Source organism: Paenibacillus sp. FSL R10-2734 (assembly GCF_037963865.1).
In the GTDB taxonomy this organism is placed as follows: domain Bacteria; phylum Bacillota; class Bacilli; order Paenibacillales; family Paenibacillaceae; genus Paenibacillus_AQ.
In genome coordinates, this window is the sequence record NZ_CP150170.1 from 1,144,363 (window position 1) to 1,166,872 (window position 22,510).

Here is a 22,510-nt window from a genome sequence, read left to right on the forward strand (position 1 = left end):
GACATCGACCAAAAATGTCTAAACTAAATCTCGGGATGGAAAATAATACATAATGAGGCAGTCATAAGAGGAGTACCAGAAATATATGGGGTGGAAGGGGAAACGAAAATGAAATGGTTAACCAAATGGTCATTCGGTAACAAGGCTGCGGTGGGACTTTTAGTGGTAATGGCTCTAGTAGTGGGAGGACTGAGCTATACTTCGCTACCGATGGAATTTATGCCAGAGGCAGATAATCCACAAGTTACAGTAACGGTGCTCGGTCCGGGTCAGGATGCCCATGCAATGGAAACGAAGGTTACGAAGCCGATTGAAGCTGGGGCTGCTTTTGTAAAGGGGAAGAAAGAAATACTGTCCACTTCCGGGGACGGATACGCACAGGTGAACATCTTCTATGATTCGAAAACGAATATGAAGGATGCTGCTGGGGAGGTGCAAAAGGTTGTAGATTCGTTGCAGTTCCCTGAAGGGGTGATGGCTCCTTTTGTACTTCAACTGAATACTTCCATGATCCCAGTGTCGCAGATCACTCTTTCGTTTGACGAAGGTCTGACTAAAGAGAACCTCAAGCTTGCTGAAGAAACGATCATTCCAGAGATGCAACAAGCGGAAGGTGTAGCTAACGTCGCCCTATATGGCAAAGTAACTCCGCAAGTGCGAGTGAAGCTAGATCCTAAACTAATGGCTGAAAAGGGAATTACGACACCTCAAGTTCTAGGGTTACTGCAAGGACGTAATGTGTCGGCATCCCTTGGGGAGCAGACGATTGGCGGTCAGACAGGTAACGTTAACGTGGTTTCCACGATTGATAGTATCGATACCCTAAAAAAGCTACCCGTATCCTCGGGAGTTAAGTTGCAGGATATTGCTGCCGTTGAATTGAAGCAGGATCAAGAAAGCGTTAGCCGCTCGAACGGGAAAGATGTTCTTTTCGCCATAGTGACCAAAGAGGCTAATGCAAACGCAGTGAGCGTCGGAAATCATATACAAGATACCGTAGAACATATTAATAAAACGATTCCTAACGCAGAAGCAGCCGTGGTATTCAGTACATCAGATATGGTAGTTACCTCCGTGAACAGTATGATGCGTGAAGTATTACTTGGCGCATTATTCGCGACAATCGTGATTCTGTTCTTCCTGCGCAACCTGCGTGCAACACTGATTACGGCGGTTTCTATCCCGCTTTCTCTAGCAGTTACCTTATATCTGCTTGATATATCCGGCATAAGTCTGAATATTATTACACTCGGAGGTGTGGCCGTTGCGGTCGGACGTCTGGTGGATGATAGTATCGTAGTTATCGAGAATATTTACCGTAGGCTGCAAAAAGAACCCTTCTCCCGCGAAATGATCATAAGCGCAACTGGGGAAGTGGCTAGAGCAATTACTTCATCAACGATTGCAACAGTAGCTGTGTTTCTGCCTATGGGTCTTTTGCGTGGTAGCTTACAAGCCTTTTTGCTTCCGTTTGCATTAACTGTCACCTATTCATTGCTTACCTCACTCGTGGTAGCTTTGACAGTAGTTCCGCTGTTAAGCTCATGGCTTCTGAGAAGAACTTCTATGAAAGAACACGAGCCATCTAAATGGTTTGTACGATTCCTTGATTGGAATCTTCGCCGGAAATGGATCACCCTATCGCTGGGTCTCCTTCTTCTGATTGGCTCCATTGCAGCTTATGTGACTATGCCAAAAGGTGCGCTGGATGCTTCAGATGCCAGCTATGTCTCTGTTCAGTTGAATTATCCTAAGGATACCCCTGTTAAGGAGATCTTGGAAAAAGGAAAGCAGCTAGAGCAAGATCTGATGAAGCAGCCAGAAGCGGAGACGGTGATTATGCAATCAGGGAACAGTGCGGATGCGGCCCAGTGGGGCACTGTCAGCTCGGAGACTTTGGTGGACTATACCGTTGTTATGAAAAAAGGTGCAGATGCTGAGGCGTTTATCGATTATGTCCGTGATGTGAAGGATTCTTATGCAGGGGCAACACTCGTTGCCAACCAGATGAGTATGATGGGTTCAAGCTCTACCAGCGAGTATATTGATATCGTGGGTGATAATCTTACAGATATAACTGCTGTTGCAGCAGAAGTTACGGAAAAGCTAAAGACTGTGGATGGCATTCAGAAAGTTAGTAGCAATATGGAGGATACCAAACCAGTGTTTTCCTTCAAGGTAGATCCAGCACAGACGAATGCGCAAGAAATTACCATGCAATTGTCGGCTATGCTGAATCCGATCCCTATGGGCCAAATCGACCTGGACGGTACTCCTGCTGGGGTAGTGTTAGATCCGATAGCTCAGCCAAAGTCTGAGCAAGATTTAAAAGCAATGACGCTCATGACTGCTGAAGGACCAAAGCCACTATCTCATCTCGCAACCTATGAGGTTCGGAATGAACCTGCACTGTTGTTCCATAAAGATGGGAAGCCCTATGCGAGAATTACGGCGGAAGTTGATCCGAAGAAGGTGTCTGAAATCGGAGCGAGTATTAAAAAGGAAACCGATAGTCTTACTCTTCCGAAAGGTGTCACCTTGTTTGCAGGAGGAGCATCGGTCGATCAGTCAGAGGATTTCGCTGACCTTGGTATGACGGCGCTAATCTCCATTGGGTTGGTGTATCTGATCATGGTCCTCACCTTCAAAACCCTTCGTGCTCCGCTGGCGATTATGTTCTCTCTACCACTAGCTGCGATTGGTGCGATTGTTGGACTTATCGTGTCCGGCGTTACGCCTGACTTCACGGCCCTGTTCGGGGCTCTGATGTTAATCGGTATCGTCGTTACCAATGCTATAGTGCTCATCGACCGCATTAAGCAGAATGAAGCGCATATGAGTATTCGCGAAGCGATTCTGGAAGCGGCCGGAACACGGATGCGTCCGATTCTAATGACTGCTATTGCTACCATTTGCGCCATGACACCACTGCTGTTCGGCCATGCCGAGATGGGCAGCATTGTTTCGCAAAGCTTAGCCATTGTGGTTATTGGGGGATTAACTGCGGCAACGCTGCTGACGCTGGTTGTAGTACCAGCCATTTACGAGCTGTTCTACTTCCGTAAATCGGCTAAAGAGCGCAAAGGCGCAGTGAAAGTAGAAACTCCGACGCATGGTGCTTAATAACAAGATGTTATAGTGATAAACAACCGAAACAGGCCATCCTCAGTCATCTTAATGATGCTGGGGAGGGCCTGTTGATTTAGAATATTAGAATTTTTTGCGTAATTAATGTCTAATAACTTAAGTCACTGTTATTCTTTAAATGCAGTGCTATGCTCTGTTTATTAAATTCCATAAGTTAGGAGAATTCTCCAGTTGGATAATTCTGAATGCGAACAAGCTTGGTTTACGGTAGAGGATCTAGACAAAAAATACGATGATTCCTTATGTGAATGTTGCCAATCTGGGAGTAACTCCGCAATGGTAAACTCCTGTTCTATAGAAGAGTTGGTTCCTAATGAGATATTGGTTGAAGTGCTGCATTCGGAATTAGCGAAGATTACGGAATTTCTTTCATTTCCCTTTGTATTTTTCTTAACAGACCGATCAGGTAATATTATGGATATTGTCAGTCCATTCGAGAAGGTTCATGAGAAATTAGAACACTTCGGAATTAAAAGTGGAACCAATCTTTCAAAGCAATTCTCAGGATTAAATGCTGTTTCCCTGGCAATGGAGGTTAAGTCTATTGCAGTAGTGCGGGGATATGAGCATAATATGCCAATGTTCAAAGAGTGGAATTGTGTATGTGCTCCTATAAAGGTGAACGGTCTCATATGTGGATATATTAACATCTCATTTGAAGCCCATCGACCCATTGGTTTTTCGATACTTTTTATTAAACAATTATCCGAAAAGATAGTTTTGAGGCTGAAGGAACGAAGTCCAGGATTAATTGAGTATAGCTTTCAAGAGAAGTGTAACTCGTATCACTTATCCCCTAGAGAGAGGGATGTGGCGTACCATTGGTCACTAAGAAAAGGTGCGCTGCAAATATCCAATGATCTTAATGTGACAGAAGGTACTGTACGGAATATCGTTAAGAGTATTTACAGTAAGATGAATATCAGCGAGCGATGGGAACTGATTGAGCTATTAAAGTTATAACTCTGGATAGATGAAGTTCAAACGGCAAGCCTCCGAGTCAGTGGGAGCTTACCGTCTTTTTGTTTATGGATTCAGCTTGTCCACACTAAGCGTATAGGTCTGATCCAGTAACCATTTGCCTTCTTTGGATTTCTTCAGCGTAGAAACAGAGGTTGTGCGGTTATCCTGAAAGTCAGGGCCTTTTAGTTTAGTACTCGTCTGAACTGTATAAACGGCTGCAGTATCCTTGGTATAATCAATGATTTTGGCTGATTCCAGAGTAGACTTTAGATCATAGACTGCAAAAATTTGGCTGAGGATCTGTTTTGTCTGTTCGAACACCGGTGACTCAGGATCAAGGGTAGAGAGCATGCCCTGCACATTCTCTGAATTGGTATAGTCCAGGTTGCTCTGAAGCACAGCCAATATATCTGTTTCATCCGCCTTCGGCACGGCAGGCTTAGCATTCAGTTGTTGGTCAGGGAGGGTATATTGTATAGCTTTAATCTGCAAATTGTTGATTTTCCAATCGTCAGTACTGGCAGTACGCGTTAAACTGTAAATATATTCAGTGGTATTATCCAAGCTGAACGGGCCGCTGTGATGTGTAGTCGTTTCAACGGTTTGAACCGTAGCTTCTGTGGGTTGAAGATTGATGATATCCAATTGGTCTAGTGACGTGGTGGAATAATCGGATTGTTCCATTTGACTCTTAACCTGCGGTCCGATGGCCGCTATAGGAGACTTGCTGTCGATCAGGCTCATGAATCCGTCGTAGTTGTTACTGTTAGAATAGGTGATGTATTTCTCAAAAAGAGCCTTGATTTCCTGCGGGTTTGCCTGGTCAGCCTTACTCGTGATTGCTACTGTCTTCGATTGTGCATTCCAGATCACCTCATTGCCGGTAGCTTCACCTACGAAGCGCAGCGGGATGTAAGTGGAATTGTTGATGAGCTTAGGAGCAACAGCCAGTGGGGTCACTACACCATTGATGCGGGCGTGCTTGCTACCTAGTTGTAGTGTAATCGTAAGACCTTCCTTAGTACCTGTGATAGTGCCGGTGGCTTGATTCCACTCGATTGAAAGTCCCAGTTTCTCAAAAACCGGGCGGAATGGAACGACAATCGTACCGTTGTCATTGAAGGGAGCCTGTCCCTTCAGCACAAGCTGCTGCTGATTGATCTGAATGGAGATCGGCTGCGCTGCGGCATGGGCAGGCCATGCGATAGCGGTGGAAAGAAGAGTTGCTGCGATTAGGGTGGATACGGTTTTCATTATGTGAATTCTCCTTTTTCTTGAAGCTTCCTTATCAAAAGTGATCTTATGTATAAAATGTATGATATAACCTCCAAATCATAAATATCCTATGATGTATATTTACAAAATACTCTCAATGTGCTAGCGGATGCTATATGTTCAGGAACTATGAATGGCTGCGTATATCATAGTGTTGATATTTATTTACATACAAAAAGCAGGCCAACGATACCTGGTATCGCTGCCTGCTTTTTATACTGTCATTTTCTATTAACCGCAAGAACAATTCAATACGGGCTTACGTGCAGCTTGTGTCTCATCCAAACGACTAATCTCTGTGGTATGCGGTGCGTTGATTACGATTTCTGGTGTCTCCTGCGCTTCCTTCACAATCTGGATCATCGTTTCGATGAAGCCGTCGAGTGTTTCTTTGCTCTCGGTTTCCGTCGGTTCGATCATCATGCATTCCTCTACAGTCAGTGGGAAGTACACGGTGGGTGGGTGGTAGCCGAAGTCGAGCAATCGTTTTGCAACGTCCAAGGTACGGACCCCATATTGTTTGAGATTTTTGCCGGACATTACGAATTCATGCTTACATACACCTGGATATGGGATTTCAAAATATGGCGCCAGCCGGTGCATCATATAGTTCGCATTCAGCACAGCATTTTCTGATACCTCACGAAGTCCATCAGGACCATAGGTACGGATATAGGCATAAGCCCGAACTAGAATACCGAAGTTACCGTAAAAAGCTTTTACGCGTCCAATGGATTCCGGTCCGCCAAAGTCGAGCGAGAAGCTGCTATCTTCATTCTTCACCACAGTAGGTTGTGGCAGGAACGGAATGAGGATAGATTTTACGCCAACAGGTCCGGCTCCGGGGCCGCCGCCGCCGTGCGGAGTGCTCATTGTCTTATGCAAGTTCAAATGCACAACGTCAAAGCCCATGTCACCAGGACGGGTAATGCCCATAATCGCATTGGAGTTGGCTCCATCGTAATAAAGTAAGCCGCCTGCTTCGTGCACAATTTCAGCGATTTCGACGATTTGGGTCTCGAACAAGCCGAGTGTGCTCGGATTAGTCAGCATCAGTGCGGCTGTGTCGCTACCGACGGCTGCCTTCAGTGCTTCAAGATCAACCATTCCTTTATCTGTGGATGGGATCGTGATCGTTTCAAGTCCTGCTGCTGAAGCACTGGCAGGATTGGTACCGTGCGAGGAATCCGGCACGATAACCTTCGTGCGTGTCTCGCCGCGGCTTTCATGGTAGGCGCGGATCATCATGAGGCCGGTCCATTCACCATGAGCACCTGCGGCTGGCTGCAAGGATACAGCATCCATACCCGTCAGTGCGGACAGATCATTTTGCAGAGTATACATTAATTCAAGTGCGCCTTGAATACTTTCTTCCGGCTGGTAAGGGTGGATCTTCGCTAGGCCTACGATGCGGGCAACATCTTCGTTAATTTTTGGATTGTATTTCATCGTACATGAACCGAGTGGATAGAAGCCGTTATCTACGCCGAAGTTGCGGCGTGACAAGGAAGTATAGTGACGAATGACATCCACTTCAGATACTTCTGGAAGCACGACGGGTTCGCTACGGAGTAAACCTGATGGGATCAGGGATTCAATGCTTTCTTCCTGCGGCACATCGCATTGTGGCAAGGAATAGGCCGAACGGCCCGGACGACTTAATTCAAAGATTAGACTTTGTTCCGGTTTCATAAACAGCCCTCCAGTGCGCTAGCGAATTGGTCGATTTCGTTCTTGCTTCTTTTTTCCGTTACGGCTACAAGCATATGACCAGCAAGTTCAGGATAATCCCGACCCAGATCATAACCACCGAGATAACCTTCCTTAAGCAGCTTCGAATTAATAGCACTCACGCTGCTTCCTTCAGGAAGCTTCACGACAAACTCATTAAAGAATGGGGAAGAGAAGGTGAGCTCAGCACCTGTTAGTTCGCTCAGTCTTTTAGCGGCATAATGGCTTTTGCGAATGTTCAGTTCGCCGACTTCACGCATGCCTTCTTTGCCCATTACGGATAAGTAGACGGATGCGCAGAGTGCGAGCAGTGCTTGGTTGGAGCAAATGTTCGATGTCGCTTTTTCACGGCGGATATGCTGCTCACGCGCTTGAAGAGTAAGGACGAAGCCACGTTTACCATTACGGTCAACGGTTTGACCAACAATACGGCCCGGCATGCGTCGCATCAAGTGCTCAGCTACAGCGAAGAATCCGCAAGTTGGACCGCCGAGGGAAGCAGGAATGCCAAGTGGCTGAGCATCACCGACTACGATGTCGGCTCCGAGCTTGCCCGGGGTTTCGAGTACGCCAAGGGCAATTGGGTTCGCACTGACAACAAGCAAACCTTTAACAGCATGGATCAGCGGCTCAACGGAGCGAAGATCCTCGATGCTGCCGAAGAAGTTAGGCGATTGCATGAGTACTGCGGCAGTATCACCATCAATGGCTTCGGCAAGCTTATCATGATCAGTAACACCGTCTTTATAGTCAATCTCCACAACCTCAAGGCCCCAAGCATTAGCCGATGTGCGCAGCACTTGGCGTGCTTCAGGATGAACGGTGCGGGAGACAATTAATTTTTTGCGTTTGGTAGCACCAGCTGCAAGAACGGCGGCTTCGGATAAAGCTGTTGCGCCATCATACATACTAGCATTGGCTACTTTCATACCGGTTAGTTCACAAATATAAGATTGGAATTCGAAAATCGCTTGCAGTTCGCCTTGGCTGATCTCCGGTTGATAAGGGGTGTAGGCTGTGTAGAATTCAGAGCGGGAAATGACATGGTTGATCACCACTGGGATGTGATGGTCGTATAATCCGGCACCGAGGAAGCTGGCATGCGAATCAAAGTCGGCATTTCGGTCAGCCAGACCTTTCATGTGGCGCAGCAAGGCGTATTCATCGAGTGCTTCAGACATGGGCATAGTGCCTTGATAACGAACTGCTTCAGGAATATCGGAGAACAGCTCATCTATGGACTGAATCCCGACGGCTTCCATCATCTCTATGCGGTCCTGTGCTGTCATGGGCAGATAACGGTGCTTCATTGAGGTTTCACTCCTTGGCTTTTTTTATAAAAAGGGGCCTTAATCACGACAGCCTTAAGCTGCTTGCCGCGTATCTCTACGAAAACCTCAGTACCTATTTCAGTGTAAGCTGTATCAAGCAATGCCAATCCCAGGTTACGCTTTAGTGTTGGAGATTGTGTTCCGGTTGTGACCTCTCCGATTTTAACGCCGTTTACATAGACTGGGTAATGGGAGCGCGGAATGCCTCGATCAATCATTTCAAGGCCGACAAGGCGGCGGGGAAGACCGGCCTCCTTTTGTTGTATCAACGCATCACGTCCGATAAAATCTGCTTTGTCCAGCTTCACGAAGAATTGAACTCCTGCTTCAAGGGGAGTGATTTCAGCTGACAGCTCCTGACCATACAGCGGTAATTTTGCTTCAAAACGCAGTGTATCACGTGCGCCAAGTCCAGCAGGCGTTAATCCGTGAGGAGAGCCAGCTGCGAGTAGGCCGTTCCATAACGTTGCTGCCCCATCCAGTGGAGCGTAGATTTCAAAGCCATCTTCGCCGGTGTAACCCGTACGCGAGATCAATACTTCTACGCCGCATACGGTTGCGCGTTCGATGAAGTGGAAAGGCTTTAGTGCCGAAATCGGGGCATCAGTAACTTCTGCGAGTATGGTCTCTGCCAACGGACCTTGCAAGGCGAGTAATAGCGTCTCATCAGAGACATTCGTGAGTGTGACTTCACCGAATTCAGGGGTCAGATGCTCCTGAAGCCACTGGAAGTCCTTATCGATGTTGGAGGCATTTACGACGAGCATATAACGTCCTTCACTTAAGCGATACACGAGCAGATCGTCGACAACACCGCCGTTTGGATAGCAGAGCAGCGTATATTGTGCCGCACCATCGGTGAGGCGGGTAACATCGTTCGTCGTCATTTTTTGCAAAAAGGCTTCTGCACCGCTTCCAATCACCATGAATTCACCCATATGCGATACATCGAACAGTCCAGCCTGCTGGCGAACGGCTTCATGCTCTTTCACGATACCTGTAAACTGTACCGGCAGCTCCCAGCCGCCGAAATCAATGCACCTGGACTCTGCATAAGCGGAATAGAGATCATAAAAAGGCGTTCTTTTCAAAGCATCCATGTCGTCACTCCCCTTGATCTAATTACATACGAAAAAAGGACAGGCAGAAGCAATCATGCATAAATGCACTAATCGCTTTCTGCTCTGTCCTTTGTACCTGAGAGTTACCCTGCCGTAACTAACCTGCAAGTTTCCCCGTTGGTGACCTGACGCACCTAGTCTTGCGTCTGATGCTCTCCAGAGATACGTCCGACAAAGGTCCTTTTGCCTGAGAGATTCACCCTGTTAGGGCTTACTCCTTCGGCGCCGTCTTCAAGTGAGACAGTCTCTCCCTATGCCATCATCCGCAACTGTATTTGTTTCTTATGTCTCCATTAAACGGGTATAGAGAGGCGCTGTCAACAAGAAAAAGTCAAAAAAATGACAAATTTATTTTTCCTGTTAGTAATATTGACATTGTGAGTCTTGATCACTTAGGCTATAACTAAATTTAGAACTCCAATTTGGAAATGAGGCGGCTAGAATGAGTGAAGTTTTAGATAACCTTCTTTACAGCGAAGAACATGAGTGGGCACAGCAAGTGGAAGGACGCGTAGTACGTGTTGGGATTACGGATCATGCTCAGCATTTGTTAGGCGATATCGTATTTGTGGAATTTCCAGAAGTAGGCTCGGCCATTTCAGCTGGCGACAGCGTTGGTAGTATCGAATCCGTTAAGACTGTATCGGAATTGTATTCACCCGTCTCTGGGAAGGTTACCAAGATTAATGATGGTTTAGAAGCAAGTCCAGAGCTAATCAACGATAAGCCGTATGGCGAGGGTTGGATTTTTGAAATCGAGGTTGACGGAGAGTATGCTGATGCTGTAAAAGGTCTGCTTGATGCGGCTGGTTATAGAGCTTTAGTAGGAGAATAATTGGGATCTTTCCTTGTATATTGATTACATCGATTGTGATATTTGTAGCAGCAAGTTTCTGATTTTGGGGACTTGCTGTTTGGTGTTTCTTGTGAAGAAAGTAGCGGGGATTTTTGCGTTGATTCTCACAGACGGTTCGGAAGTCCGGAGGTTTTCTTGGAATCCAGTCTATAGGGTATGCAATTAGGGAAAATCTCCCTCATTTTTGGTGAATATAGCGTAAAACTAAGGGTTTTAGGGAATTCCTCCCTGAAAATACTGTTCAACCGCTATTTTTGACTAAATAGGGTTTTAATCAGGGAGGAATTCCCTAATTACGCGCCTGGGTACGATAATGAGCACATAATTAGGGAGGTTTTCCGTAATTAGTAGGGGCGTACTCGTCTTGGTAATGTTACTTAGCAGATTGGCTCCCGCACAGGCACTAGCTAACGGACGTAGCTCTGGGTACAGCTATATTTACTCTACATCCTGAAGCTGCCGTAACACAATGATCTCTACACGGCGGTTCTTTTGCTGACCTGCTGCCGTTGTATTATTCGCAGTCGGCCGGGTATCAGCGTAACCTGCATATTGAAAATTGTCGGGGGTCATTCCTTCACGATCTAAGAAAAACCGCAGTACAGACAGTGCACGAGCACCAGACAGCTCCCAGTTGTCGTTAAAGTGAGAAGCCGAAGATACTGGCGTATTGTCGGTATGTCCTTCAATACTGATCTTTGCACCGATATCGCTGAATAAGCCAGATAACTGTTGAAGAGCAGGAAGTGCTGGAGATTTTAGGTCTGCCTTACCTATATCGAAGAGAAAACGGTCACTGAGTGTGATTTCTATCCCCTGCGGTTTGTCGGCAACAAATATTTGTTCTCCGAGATTATTTTGTTCTACATAGTTGGTGATCACACCCATTAATTCGGCAAGCTTTGTCTCTTGTTCTCGAAAAGCCAGCTCCCGTGCCGAAGGGGTTTCATTAACGGTTTTATCGTCTGTATTAGGGCTTGGTTCAGCTGCTGTATTTGAGTTATTAATTGTACTTTCCGGTTTACTCACAGATGTCTTTCCAGCATCTAAAATGCCGTCCCCACCCTCAAGGACAGTGCTGCCAGACTTGAAGGTCTCGGATAACGAGCCTGTCACAATATTATATTTGTCAGTGTCCAAGCTGCTCATCGCATACAATATAACGAAAAATATAAGTAAAAGTGTAATTAAATCAGCATAAGTAATCATCCAGCGGTCGCGGCTTTCCCGAGCTTCTACACGCCGCTTTCGCCGGTCTCTTTGTCTCATAGAAGACCTCTAGTTTCTGCGCGGTCATTCGTGTCCGTGTCTGAGATGAAGGAGTTCAGTTTTTTACGCACCAGCAGGGGATGATCCCCGTTCTGCAAGGAAAGAATGCCGACAAGCAGCATTTCCATACTATGTAGCTGGCTTTGACTGCGGGATTTGATTTTGGAAGCAATGGGTAAAAATATTAAATTAGCGATGGCGACACCATACAGTGTTGCGGTAAATGCAACTGCGATAGACGTGCCCAGATTTGACGGATCTGTAAGGTTGCCTAGCACACGGATGAGGCCCATTACCGTCCCGATAATTCCCATCGTTGGGGCATATCCACCTGCGGCTTCAAAAATCTTAGCATAACTCTCATGCTTCAATTCCTTGGCGTCCATTTCTAATTCAAGAATTTGCCTCACCTGTTCTGGGTCAGTGCCGTCGACAATAAGGAGCAGACCTTCACGTGTAAAAGGATCCGGATGTTCTTCCGCTTGTTTTTCTAACATTAAAACGCCCCCGCGACGGGCCACTGTTGCCATGGAGATGAGTTCTTCTGCTTTCTCTACATCACGATCGGGGTTGCTGCCGAAGGCCATGCGCAGTGCTGTTGGAATGGAGCGCAGCTTAGATGCTGGGAAGCTGATCATAACGGCAGCAAATGTCCCCCCAAATACAATCAAAGCTGCGTTAAGCTGCAGCAGTCCTGACAGGCTTCCGCCTTCCCAGAGATAGCCGCCGATTAACGCAGCTAGTCCAGCCAATAGGCCGATTATTGAAGTAATATCCATGCTTCAAGCTCCTAACATTTCTATGTATTATGGTTTGCATCGATCTAGTCAACACTGTATAATGAACGGGAACACATATTCTTATCTTCCATATTTTTTTAATTATAAGAATTAATTATAAGTTTCACGTTATACTTAATTCTTATAATTCTCGCACAAACGCTTAACGTCTTTTAGAGACGCCAAAAGCGTTTTAGTTTGCTATCGTATGGAGAGAGAACATTCAGACAACAATTATAATATATTAATCTAGTTTAGACGATAGAGGGGAGACGGGCAAATGAGTGATATTGTCGTCAGTACGAAGACTTTTGAATTGGAGTCCGAGTATACACCCCAGGGCGATCAGCCTCATGCCATAGAGGAATTACTACAAGGCATCCGGCAGGGCAAGAAGCACCAGACGCTGCTGGGCGCAACGGGTACGGGTAAGACGTTTACCGTTGCACAAGTTATTTCCAAATTAAACCGCCCGACGCTAGTTATTGCGCACAACAAGACTTTGGCTGCCCAACTAGCGAGTGAGTTTAAGGAGTTTTTTCCGCATAATTCGGTAGACTATTTCGTCAGCTACTACGACTATTTCCAGCCAGAGGCGTATATTCCCTCTTCCGATACTTATATCGAGAAAGATTCCAGCATTAACGAAGAGATTGATAAACTGCGCCACTCCGCGACGAGCTCCTTGTTCGAACGCCGTGACGTTATTATTGTCGCGAGTGTGTCTTGTATTTACGGCCTCGGTTCACCGAAGGAATATGGAAGTATGTTATTGTCATTGCGGGTAGGCATGGAAAAGCCGCGTAATGAGATGTTGAGCAGGCTTGTGGATATTCAGTACCAGCGCAATGATATCAACTTTGTACGCGGAACGTTTCGTGTACGTGGTGATGTGGTTGAGATCTTCCCAGCTTCCCAGGGAGAACATGCTATTCGGGTAGAACTGTTCGGCGATGAGATTGAACGAATCACTGAGATTGATGTACTGACGGGTGAACTAATCGGGGAACGCGATCATATCGCTATTTTCCCAGCATCTCACTTTGTTACTAAGGAAGAAACGATGCGAGTGGCCATTGTCAACATTGAAAAAGAACTGGAAGATCGCTTAACGGTGCTTCGTGACGCAGGCAAGCTTCTGGAAGCTCAGCGTCTGGAACAGCGGACACGTTATGATATAGAGATGATGAAGGAAGTGGGTTTTTGTTCAGGGATCGAGAACTATTCCGGACCGCTCACCTTCCGTGAGCCAGGGGCAACTCCATATACATTAATGGATTATTTTCCAGATGATATGCTGATTGTTATTGATGAATCCCATGTAACGCTTCCGCAGATTCGAGCGATGTATAACGGTGACCGGGCGCGAAAGACGGTATTGGTTGAACATGGTTTCCGTTTGCCGTCTGCGCTAGATAACCGCCCACTTCAGTTCGAAGAATTCGAAGAAAAAGTGAAGCAGATCATCTATGTTTCCGCGACACCAGGGCCGTATGAAATGGAGCACTGCGACACTATGGTGCAGCAAATTATCCGGCCAACTGGTCTCTTGGATCCGATCATTGAGGTTCGTCCTACAGAGGGACAAATCGATGACTTGATTAGTGAAATTCGTGATCGTGTGGAGCGAGACGAACGTGTTCTCGTTACAACATTAACGAAAAAGATGTCGGAGGATTTAACGGATTACTTTAAGGAAATCGGGATTAAGGTTCGTTATATGCACTCTGATATCAAGACGCTTGAACGGATGGCGATCTTACGGGATCTTCGTCTTGGAACGTTCCATGTTCTGGTGGGAATTAACCTTTTAAGAGAAGGTCTCGACTTACCGGAAGTATCGTTAGTCGCTATTCTCGATGCTGATAAAGAGGGCTTCCTTCGTTCCGAACGTTCACTTATTCAGACGATTGGTCGTGCGGCCCGTAACTCTGAGGGTCGTGTAATCATGTATGGTGATCGGATCACCGATTCGATGGAGAAGGCGATGAGCGAAACATCGCGTCGTCGCGCCATCCAGATCGCCCATAATGAGAAACATGGCATCACCCCAACTACCATTAATAAAAAGGTGCGTGACATCATCGAGGCAACGAAGGTTGCCGAGTCCAAAGCTGATTACCTCACGGGTGTTGGTGGCAAGATGAATAAGAAAGAGAAACAAAGCCTGATTCAGCGTCTGGAAGCCGAGATGAAGGACGCGGCCAAGAATCTGCAATTCGAACGCGCGGCGGAGCTGCGTGACGCATTGCTGGAGCTTCGGGCTGAGTAATAAACAATCTCAAATGCATCACCGATATTTAATATATGTAATTGAACGGTGCTGTCCCAGGCCGTTCTTTTTGAATAAATAGATGGACGCGCATCTCATAGGTGCGGCGCTTCGCAAACGCTATAATAGTTGTTGTGATTTTATGTTTTCTGCTCTTGATTGGTTGCGCGTATCCCGCAGGGACAGCGCCACGCAACGTCTATGACGGTTGCGTGTTTCTAAGCACTTCCTGCTCTTAGCAGGTGCGTCTAACGTCCAAGCGGTCCCGTAGGGATAAGCGCTCCGAACGCCGTAGTCACTAAGTCCCGTCCCCCCAACCTCCTTCGCCAAAAAATGCGGGTGTCCAGAGGGTGCAACCCTTGGGGCCCTCCCTTGGAAGGGAGGGTTTGGGAGGGATCGAAAACGCTTTTGATAAAGCTTTTGATAAAGCTTTGATATTTGATTCATTAAGGAGAGGTTCCGTTGGCGAACGAAAATATTGTAATTAAAGGCGCGAGGGCGCACAATCTCAAAAATATCGATGTGACGATTCCACGTGACCGTTTCGTCGTGCTGACGGGGCTGAGCGGTTCGGGTAAGTCGTCGCTTGCATTTGATACCATTTATGCCGAAGGACAGCGGCGTTATGTTGAATCTTTGTCCGCTTATGCACGTCAGTTCTTGGGTCAAATGGAGAAACCGGATGTAGATTCGATAGACGGGTTATCCCCGGCAATTTCTATAGATCAGAAGACAACAAGCCGCAACCCACGTTCCACAGTAGGTACGGTCACTGAGATTTATGACTATTTACGGTTGCTTTTCGCTCGGATCGGTCACCCTCATTGTCCAGATCATGGAATTGAGATTACCTCCCAGACCGTAGAGCAAATGGTAGATCGGATTATGCAGTATCCAGAGAAGACTCGTTTGCAGATCCTGGCGCCTATCATTTCAGGGCGTAAAGGTGAGCATAAAGGACTCTTCACAGACATCTCTAAGCAAGGGTTCGTACGTGTGCGTGTGGACGGTGAGCTAAGAGATCTGTCTGAAGATATCGAACTAGAGAAGAATAAGAAACACACTATAGAAGTTGTTGTGGACCGGATTGTCGTTAAAGATGATATGGAGACACGGCTGACAGACTCATTGGAGACAGCGCTGAAGCTTTCGGGTGGTAAAATCCTTGTAGATATTATCGGGCAGGAAGAGCTTCTCTTCAGCTCTAACTTTGCTTGTCCAGTGTGTGGTTTCAGTATTGAAGAATTAGCACCGCGTATGTTCTCGTTCAATAGTCCATTTGGAGCCTGCACGGAGTGCGACGGGCTCGGTTTGAAGATGGTAGTCGATCCAGATTTGCTTATTCCTGATGCTGAGAAATCCATTGAAGAGGGTGCTTTTTTAGCTTGGACTGGAAGTACCTCTAATTACTATCCGCAATTTCTGAAGTCCGTATGTGAGCACTTTAATATTCCACAGAACGTTCCAGTGAGCAGCTTAACAACTGATCATATGAATAAACTACTACATGGTACAGGTAGTGAGAAGGTTCGATTCAAATATGAGAATGATTTTGGACAAAAGAAAGATGCGATGGTTGCTTTTGAAGGGATCATTCCGAATCTGGAGCGTCGTTACCGGGAGACCGCATCTGACGGTATTCGTGAATTTATCGAAGGCTTCATGAGTGCCAAGCCTTGTCACGTATGTAAAGGCAAACGTCTGAAGAAAGAAATATTGGCTGTGACGATCAATGAACGCAATATTTCGGATATTACCGATCTGTCGATTGGTGACTGTCAGCATTGGTTTGAAGAGATAAAGTTAAGTGAGAAAGAGACAGCTATCGCCAATCTCATTCTTAAGGAAATCTGCAATCGTCTTGGGTTCTTGGTGAATGTCGGATTGGACTATTTGACACTTAGCCGTGCAGCAGGCTCTCTATCTGGTGGTGAGGCGCAGCGTATCCGGTTGGCAACTCAGATCGGTTCGAGTCTGATGGGTGTACTGTACATTCTGGATGAGCCAAGTATTGGTCTGCATCAACGGGATAATGATCGCCTCATCTCAACGCTTTCGCATATGCGTGACTTAGGTAATACGCTGATTGTTGTGGAGCATGATGAAGACACGATGATGGCAGCGGATTATATTATTGATATTGGTCCGGGCGCAGGTATTCATGGTGGACAAGTTATGGCGCAGGGAACACCGGAAGAAATTATGAACGATCCGAATTCCTTAACTGGTGAGTATTTAAGCGGTCGTAAGTTTATTCCGGTAACCGCTAAGCGTCGTGCTACCGATGATCGTTGGATAGAAATCCGTGGTGCTAAAGAGAATAACCTGAAAAATGTGAATGTAAAGATTCCATTGGGTGTTTTTACCGCCGTGACTGGGGTATCGGGTTCCGGTAAATCTTCACTTATTAACGAGATTCTCTACAAGAGCTTGGCGCGCCAACTGAATAAGGCTGTGAAGGTTCGTCCTGGTGAGCATAAAGAAATTCGTGGACTGGAAAATCTCGATAAAGTCATTGAAATTGATCAATCGCCAATCGGGCGTACACCACGTTCTAACCCAGCGACATATACGGGTGTGTTCGACGACATTCGTGATCTGTTCTCCAAGACGAATGAGGCTAAGGTACGCGGGTTCCAAAAGGGCCGGTTCAGCTTCAACGTAAAGGGTGGACGATGCGAAGCTTGCCGTGGAGACGGAATTATCAAGATTGAGATGCACTTCTTGCCGGACGTATACGTTCCTTGCGAGGTATGTAAGGGCAAACGCTATAACCGGGAAACGCTAGAAGTGAAGTATAAAGGAAAGAACATTTCCGACGTGCTGGAGATGACGGTAGAGGATGCGACAGATTTCTTCGTGAATATCCCACGTATTCATCGTAAAATGCAAACGTTGATGGATGTTGGGCTTGGTTACATTAAAATCGGTCAGCCAGGTACGACATTATCCGGCGGTGAGGCACAACGGGTGAAGCTGGCTTCTGAGCTATATCGTCGCAGTACGGGTAAGACACTTTACATTTTGGATGAGCCTACAACAGGTCTGCATGTGGACGACATCGGCCGTCTGCTTGAGGTATTGCACCGCTTGGTGGATTCCGGAGAATCGGTCCTTGTCATTGAACATAATCTGGATGTTATAAAGACTGCGGATTATATCATCGATATGGGACCAGAAGGCGGCAGTGGCGGTGGAACTGTACTAGCAACAGGTACACCAGAGAAGCTCATTACCGTTACGGAGTCTTACACAGGTAAGTATCTGAAGCCGGTGCTGATTCGTGATACGGAGCGGACTGAAGCGCTTATGCTTGAGACGGCGGAAACAACCTAAGAGGGTAACAAACAATAAAGGTCACGGCAATTTGCCGTGACCTTAATGTTTGTTGTCTGAAATTATTATTATTTTGGGAAAACAATTGATCGGTACAATTGCTGGTAGTCACCAGTAAATTAGAGCCATTATCCGTTCTGATGTCAGTTTTCTAGTAAAAGCTATATGACTTCTATAAAAAGAATGCTTAATAATAGACGGGATAGGCATATGTAGGGCATGTCCGTCGTAAGATTTAATGAGGAGCATGCTGTTACTGTAAGTGTACTTAATGGGTATTAGAATAACAGTAGGCTCGATGGTTCCTTGAAAAACAAATAACTAATTGTAATACACATTTAGCTCTATCAAAAGCTTCAGTTACTAGATTGGGGAAAGTATCCCTAAAAACTGATGTTTTGCAGGTTTGAAGCTCAAATCAGGGAAAACTTCCCTATTTATCGAGGCAATTCATCCATAACGAGGATATTCTCGTGTTTATTAGGGAGGAATTCCCTAATCCATAAAAGTGTAGACTATAGATCCAGATTCTAGATTCTAGATTCTGAATTCTAAATTCTAAATTCTAAATTCTAAATTCTAAATTCTAAATTCTAAATTCTAAATTCTAAATTCTAAATTCTAATCCCTAACCTCAAAATTCTAAATTGACTACCGAGATACTAACTCCCATCCAAGACACTAAATAACTTTCTTAATTACCTTCTCGAAGATTGACCATACCTGTTAGGCACACATTATTTTCAATTGAAAACAGCAAACGTCAATGAACAATATCATCAATTTATTCAATTTCACAGGGATAAAATATATTTTTTGCGACAAATACATAATTTTTCTACAAAACCTATTGCATCCCCCAAATGGTAGCGATAACATAGAAGAGAATATGGGCAATACTGGATCTTGCTTGACAACATTTTTGAGGAGGTAAGGTAATGCTACTTGCAGAAGTTGCCGCGCAAGGACCGTCTAAATTTAATACCTTTGATGTTTTTATGATTTTGTTTACCATCCTAATCTTGGTCGGAGTCGTGCGGTTACTTAGGGCTCCCCAAAAGAACAAGTTCGCCATTGGTTTCGGAGTGGTTAGTTTGCTGGTTTTTGTAATCTCTGACTATGCCATGGTGATGCATTGGTTGAGTTAACGAAGGAACTGAATTGAACAGCTTTGCACCAAAAGACTCCTTTAACGCCGTGGGCGCATTGAAGGCGTCTTTTTTCAAATTATACAATGTAAAAATTATCCATGTGCAGAGAGAGGGTCTGGTGAAGGTTAATGAGGATTGGGGAGAAGCTGGTGAAGAAAGGGCTAGGCCTACTGCTATTCGGTGTGCTGCTGTCAGGAGTATGGAGTGAGTCGGTTTTTGCGTTTGGAAGTACGACTAAGATGGTTAGCGCGGCCACGACTACCCAAGGAAACAAAGTTAAACATCCAACAACGTCAGAAGATCCCGTACCAGGAATTATTAAAAGTATCACCCCTTCCGTAGTGGGCATTATCGGCAAAGACGATAGTGGTGGCAACAGTGGGTCGGATGATCGGTACAATCTGACGCATGGTTCTGGCATTATTGTGAAGTCAAATGGATGGATTGTAACTAATGCACATGTAATCAAGGATCTGGAGAATGCCTTGGTGGTGACTTCGGACTCCAAAACTTACAGCATTAAAGAAACGTATCTCGATGAAGTTAGTGATCTGGCGCTGATCAAAATCAATGCCACCTCGCTTAAACCTGTAAAGTTTATTCAATCAGCCGGCAAAACAGTAGTTGGAGAGAAGGTCGTTGCCATCGGAACACCGATTAGCTTTTCTCTAAGAAACTCAGCGACCGTGGGGGTTATAAGTGGCCTTGACCGTGAAATAGATGCGGCTTACCGCCTAATCCAAAGCGACACTGCGATTAATCCCGGAAATAGCGGGGGACCGCTAGTGAATATGAAGGGCGAGGTACTCGGAATAAACAGTTTGAAATACTCGGCAGTGGGTGTGGAAAATATGGGTTTCTCTATTCCGGCAGATACCGTGCAGTATATTATGAACCAGCTTTTTAAGTATGGTGAAGTACAGCACCCGAGTCTTGGGCTGGAGTTAGAGGCGAGTTGGTCTACGATTGTGGGATTGCCAACATTAGATCCACTGACCGTAACTAAGGTGGTTTCTGCAGAAGCTCTCAAGGCAGGGATTGCCGAAGACGACGTCCTGTACAGCATTGATGGCCACCGCGTGGTCTCACTAGTTGATATTAATGAATTATTCAAAAGCTATTCACCAGGGACGACGGTACGTCTGGTTATGCAAAGTGATGGGGACATCGTCATCCGCAAGCTTGTGCTCACTCAGGGTGATCCCCTGCTAAGTGAAGAGGGTACAGGTACGGATGGGGACGAGCACACGGAATAGTGATCCGGAAATTGGAGAGGGGGACGGGATATGGGCTTTAAAGTATTAAAACAAGGATTGTGCGCGATGCTGGCCTTATTATTGCTATTTTCTTTATTACCAATACAAACAGCATTGGCTTCAGAAGCAGACAAGCTACAGCTCAGTCTTAAAGTTGGCAGTACCACTGCTACGGTCAATGGGAAAAAAGTTGTAATCGAGCGCCCTTTTGTGGAGAACGGAACCGTTTTGGTACCGCTTGGGGTTTTTAAAAAGACTTTTGGCAGCATGGTTTCTTTAGAGGGAAATGATGTTGTGAAAATAACGTACGGATCTCACACAGGGTTGATGACGATTGGCAGTACTATCGCTTGGAAGGATGGGGTCAAAGTTAAGCTTAGCTCATCGCCTCGGATGGTTTCAGGTGTGTTGATGGTGCCACTGCGTTTTGTGGCGAGTGTACTAGGGGCAGCCCTGTCCCCAGGTAACGACGGTGAGCTAATGATTACCCTGGTTCCTGCAGTCAACGATGGAGCTGAGCCAGTGGATACTAGCATTGATAGCGATAAGGGGAAGACTCTAATTGGGAACAGCTATTTTCAATGGACACTGAATTATCCGTCTGAACTAATTGCTGGGAATAGCGGTGGAGATGAGAGTGTGGCTACCTTTTCAAGTGCGGACAATCTTTATTATTTAGAGATTCATGCAAGTGATCGGGCGGTTTCGGTGGATGCAGATGGGCTGCTGGAACAGCTAGTTCGAGAAGTTGAAGAAGGTGGGGAGTTAATATTAGATCGGGAGTCTTTCCCAAAGGCCTCTGTACCCTATGCAAGATTGGTTAGTAAAGATTCCAGCGGAGCGCTCTGGGAAAGCAGGCTGATTTATACTGAAGGCAGACTTTACGAGATTTATTTGACCGATGAAAAAGCCACTAATTATAAAGACTTAGCTAAATATGAGGGTTTTCTGAGCTCTTTTCGGCCCTTTTTTGACACCAAGGATAACAAAATCCGTGATCTCTCTACTGTAAAGAACGGCCTGAGTGAAGCCTATAATGAGGACTATGGCATTTCACTTCAGGTTCCTGCGGCTTGGAGTAAGGATGAGCAGTATTTTTATTATGAGAGTAAGCAAGGAAGTCATCTGAGTGTGGCGGTTACGTCGGCACCTGCTGGTTCAACACTAGAGAGCTGGGCAGAAGAGTTGAAGACGAAAACGCAAGAGAACTTTGTAGCGGACGCGTATGTAATTAAGGACAACATGAAGTCGGATGTTTCCGGCGTACCTGCACAAATAATTGAGTCACAATTAAATTTCGGCAACGGGTGGACGACAGAATATCAGGTGCTCGTGCTTAAGAATGGGTATCGTTATTATTTTGAATATGTAACACCTGCTGGGCAAGAAGACGATAAGGCCAAATTTAAAGCTGTTATATCCTCTATTGATATTGATTTTGATCACATGAAGGAGAACTTCGGGCGACTCGCTAGCGATGATTATAAGACGCTCAAGAATAAAACGGTAACCAAAGTATCCCAAAGATACGGCTATGCCATCGATATTCCGCGTTTATGGACGCCTTATCAGGATGTATTCGAGACACAGTCGGTAGAATACCGCTTCATTGGAGGTCGCTTTCAGATCAACACGAATCCCGAGGGCTCAGTGGATTATGCAGTTAATGTAATCAAAGATTCTTATCAGAATAAAAATAATGATCCCAAAGGTCCTCGCGTTGAAAGTATAGTGGAGTCTACCTTTGCGGGTGTTCCCGCCACGATCATTACTGTACAACAAATCAAAAATGGTGTCCCTCTCCGCAGCAAGCAAGTCGTGTTTGGCAAAAATGAGGTCGTCTACACGATTACCTTTACGCTGAATGATGCTAATGCTACTGAGGAGCAGCAGGCGGTTTTGGATAAGACGGTGGGGTCGTTTCGGTTTGTGGGTGAGTAGTGAGAGTTGTGATGCAAGATGTAAGGCGGTTGAAATGAAGTATAGTATAATTTAATCAGACGAAGAACGTCCTAGTTGCCGA

14 protein-coding genes and 1 riboswitch are annotated in these 22,510 nt (G+C 45.8%); of the genes, 8 read left to right on the forward strand and 6 right to left on the reverse strand.

Going from position 1 to position 22,510, the window contains the following annotated elements; all coding sequences use genetic code 11:
- The first annotated feature begins 108 nt into the window (after positions 1 to 108).
- Positions 109 to 3,123, forward strand: a complete 3,015-nt coding sequence (locus NSS67_RS05145; protein WP_339318622.1) for an efflux RND transporter permease subunit — start codon at positions 109 to 111, stop codon at positions 3,121 to 3,123.
- A 195-nt stretch (positions 3,124 to 3,318) separates the two neighbouring features.
- Positions 3,319 to 4,110 carry a LuxR C-terminal-related transcriptional regulator gene (locus NSS67_RS05150; RefSeq protein ID WP_339318623.1) on the forward strand — a complete coding sequence of 264 codons (792 nt, stop codon included), beginning with the start codon at positions 3,319 to 3,321 and terminating at the stop codon, positions 4,108 to 4,110.
- Between the two features lie 63 nt (positions 4,111 to 4,173).
- Here the strand turns inward: NSS67_RS05150 and NSS67_RS05155 are convergent, their stop codons facing one another.
- The 4 genes from NSS67_RS05155 to gcvT all read right to left on the reverse strand — a co-directional run bounded on the left by NSS67_RS05155 (position 4,174) and on the right by gcvT (position 9,547).
- Complete coding sequence (locus NSS67_RS05155; RefSeq protein ID WP_339318624.1) at positions 4,174 to 5,364, reverse strand: copper amine oxidase N-terminal domain-containing protein; 1,191 nt, start codon at positions 5,362 to 5,364, stop codon at positions 4,174 to 4,176.
- Positions 5,365 to 5,616: 252 nt separating this feature from the next.
- On the reverse strand, positions 5,617 to 7,077 hold the full coding sequence (gene gcvPB, locus NSS67_RS05160) for an aminomethyl-transferring glycine dehydrogenase subunit GcvPB (protein WP_339318625.1): 1,461 nt from the start codon (positions 7,075 to 7,077) through the stop codon (positions 5,617 to 5,619).
- Positions 7,074 to 8,426 carry an aminomethyl-transferring glycine dehydrogenase subunit GcvPA gene (gcvPA, locus tag NSS67_RS05165; RefSeq protein ID WP_339318626.1) on the reverse strand — a complete coding sequence of 451 codons (1,353 nt, stop codon included), beginning with the start codon at positions 8,424 to 8,426 and terminating at the stop codon, positions 7,074 to 7,076. The genes gcvPB and gcvPA overlap by 4 nt, the downstream gene beginning before the upstream one ends.
- Positions 8,423 to 9,547 (reverse strand): glycine cleavage system aminomethyltransferase GcvT, encoded by a 1,125-nt coding sequence (gene gcvT / locus NSS67_RS05170; RefSeq protein WP_339318627.1) that lies wholly within the window; start codon positions 9,545 to 9,547, stop codon positions 8,423 to 8,425. Before gcvT ends, gcvPA begins: the two co-directional genes overlap by 4 nt.
- A gap of 186 nt (positions 9,548 to 9,733) precedes the next feature.
- Positions 9,734 to 9,831, reverse strand: a riboswitch (glycine riboswitch).
- Positions 9,832 to 10,010: 179 nt separating this feature from the next.
- Between gcvT and gcvH the strand changes: the two genes are divergently transcribed.
- The gene (gene gcvH, locus NSS67_RS05175; RefSeq protein WP_076286985.1) at positions 10,011 to 10,403 is read left to right on the forward strand and encodes a glycine cleavage system protein GcvH; all 393 of its coding nucleotides are present in this window, start codon (positions 10,011 to 10,013) and stop codon (positions 10,401 to 10,403) included.
- A 459-nt stretch (positions 10,404 to 10,862) separates the two neighbouring features.
- On the opposite strand, the gene NSS67_RS05180 is transcribed toward gcvH, so the two are convergent.
- Positions 10,863 to 11,693: a flagellar motor protein MotB gene (locus tag NSS67_RS05180; protein ID WP_339318628.1), complete on the reverse strand. Its 831-nt coding sequence runs from the start codon at positions 11,691 to 11,693 to the stop codon at positions 10,863 to 10,865.
- A complete protein-coding gene (locus NSS67_RS05185) occupies positions 11,690 to 12,472 on the reverse strand; it encodes a flagellar motor protein (RefSeq protein WP_339318629.1) in 783 nt (260 codons plus the stop codon). Before NSS67_RS05185 ends, NSS67_RS05180 begins: the two co-directional genes overlap by 4 nt.
- Positions 12,473 to 12,752: 280 nt before the next feature.
- Here NSS67_RS05185 and uvrB point away from each other — a divergent pair, with 280 nt between their 5' ends.
- The 5 genes from uvrB to NSS67_RS05210 all read left to right on the forward strand — a co-directional run bounded on the left by uvrB (position 12,753) and on the right by NSS67_RS05210 (position 22,428).
- Positions 12,753 to 14,744, forward strand: coding sequence for an excinuclease ABC subunit UvrB (uvrB, locus tag NSS67_RS05190; protein ID WP_339318630.1), 1,992 nt, complete (start codon positions 12,753 to 12,755; stop codon positions 14,742 to 14,744).
- 462 nt (positions 14,745 to 15,206) lie between these two features.
- Complete coding sequence (uvrA, locus tag NSS67_RS05195; RefSeq protein WP_339318631.1) at positions 15,207 to 18,080, forward strand: excinuclease ABC subunit UvrA; 2,874 nt, start codon at positions 15,207 to 15,209, stop codon at positions 18,078 to 18,080.
- Between the two features lie 938 nt (positions 18,081 to 19,018).
- Positions 19,019 to 19,228, forward strand: coding sequence for a hypothetical protein (locus NSS67_RS05200; RefSeq protein ID WP_339318632.1), 210 nt, complete (start codon positions 19,019 to 19,021; stop codon positions 19,226 to 19,228).
- A 152-nt stretch (positions 19,229 to 19,380) separates the two neighbouring features.
- Positions 19,381 to 20,487 carry a trypsin-like peptidase domain-containing protein gene (locus tag NSS67_RS05205; protein ID WP_339318633.1) on the forward strand — a complete coding sequence of 369 codons (1,107 nt, stop codon included), beginning with the start codon at positions 19,381 to 19,383 and terminating at the stop codon, positions 20,485 to 20,487.
- 30 nt (positions 20,488 to 20,517) lie between these two features.
- Positions 20,518 to 22,428, forward strand: a complete 1,911-nt coding sequence (locus NSS67_RS05210) for a stalk domain-containing protein (RefSeq protein ID WP_339318634.1) — start codon at positions 20,518 to 20,520, stop codon at positions 22,426 to 22,428.
- The last annotated feature ends 82 nt before the right edge of the window (positions 22,429 to 22,510 follow it).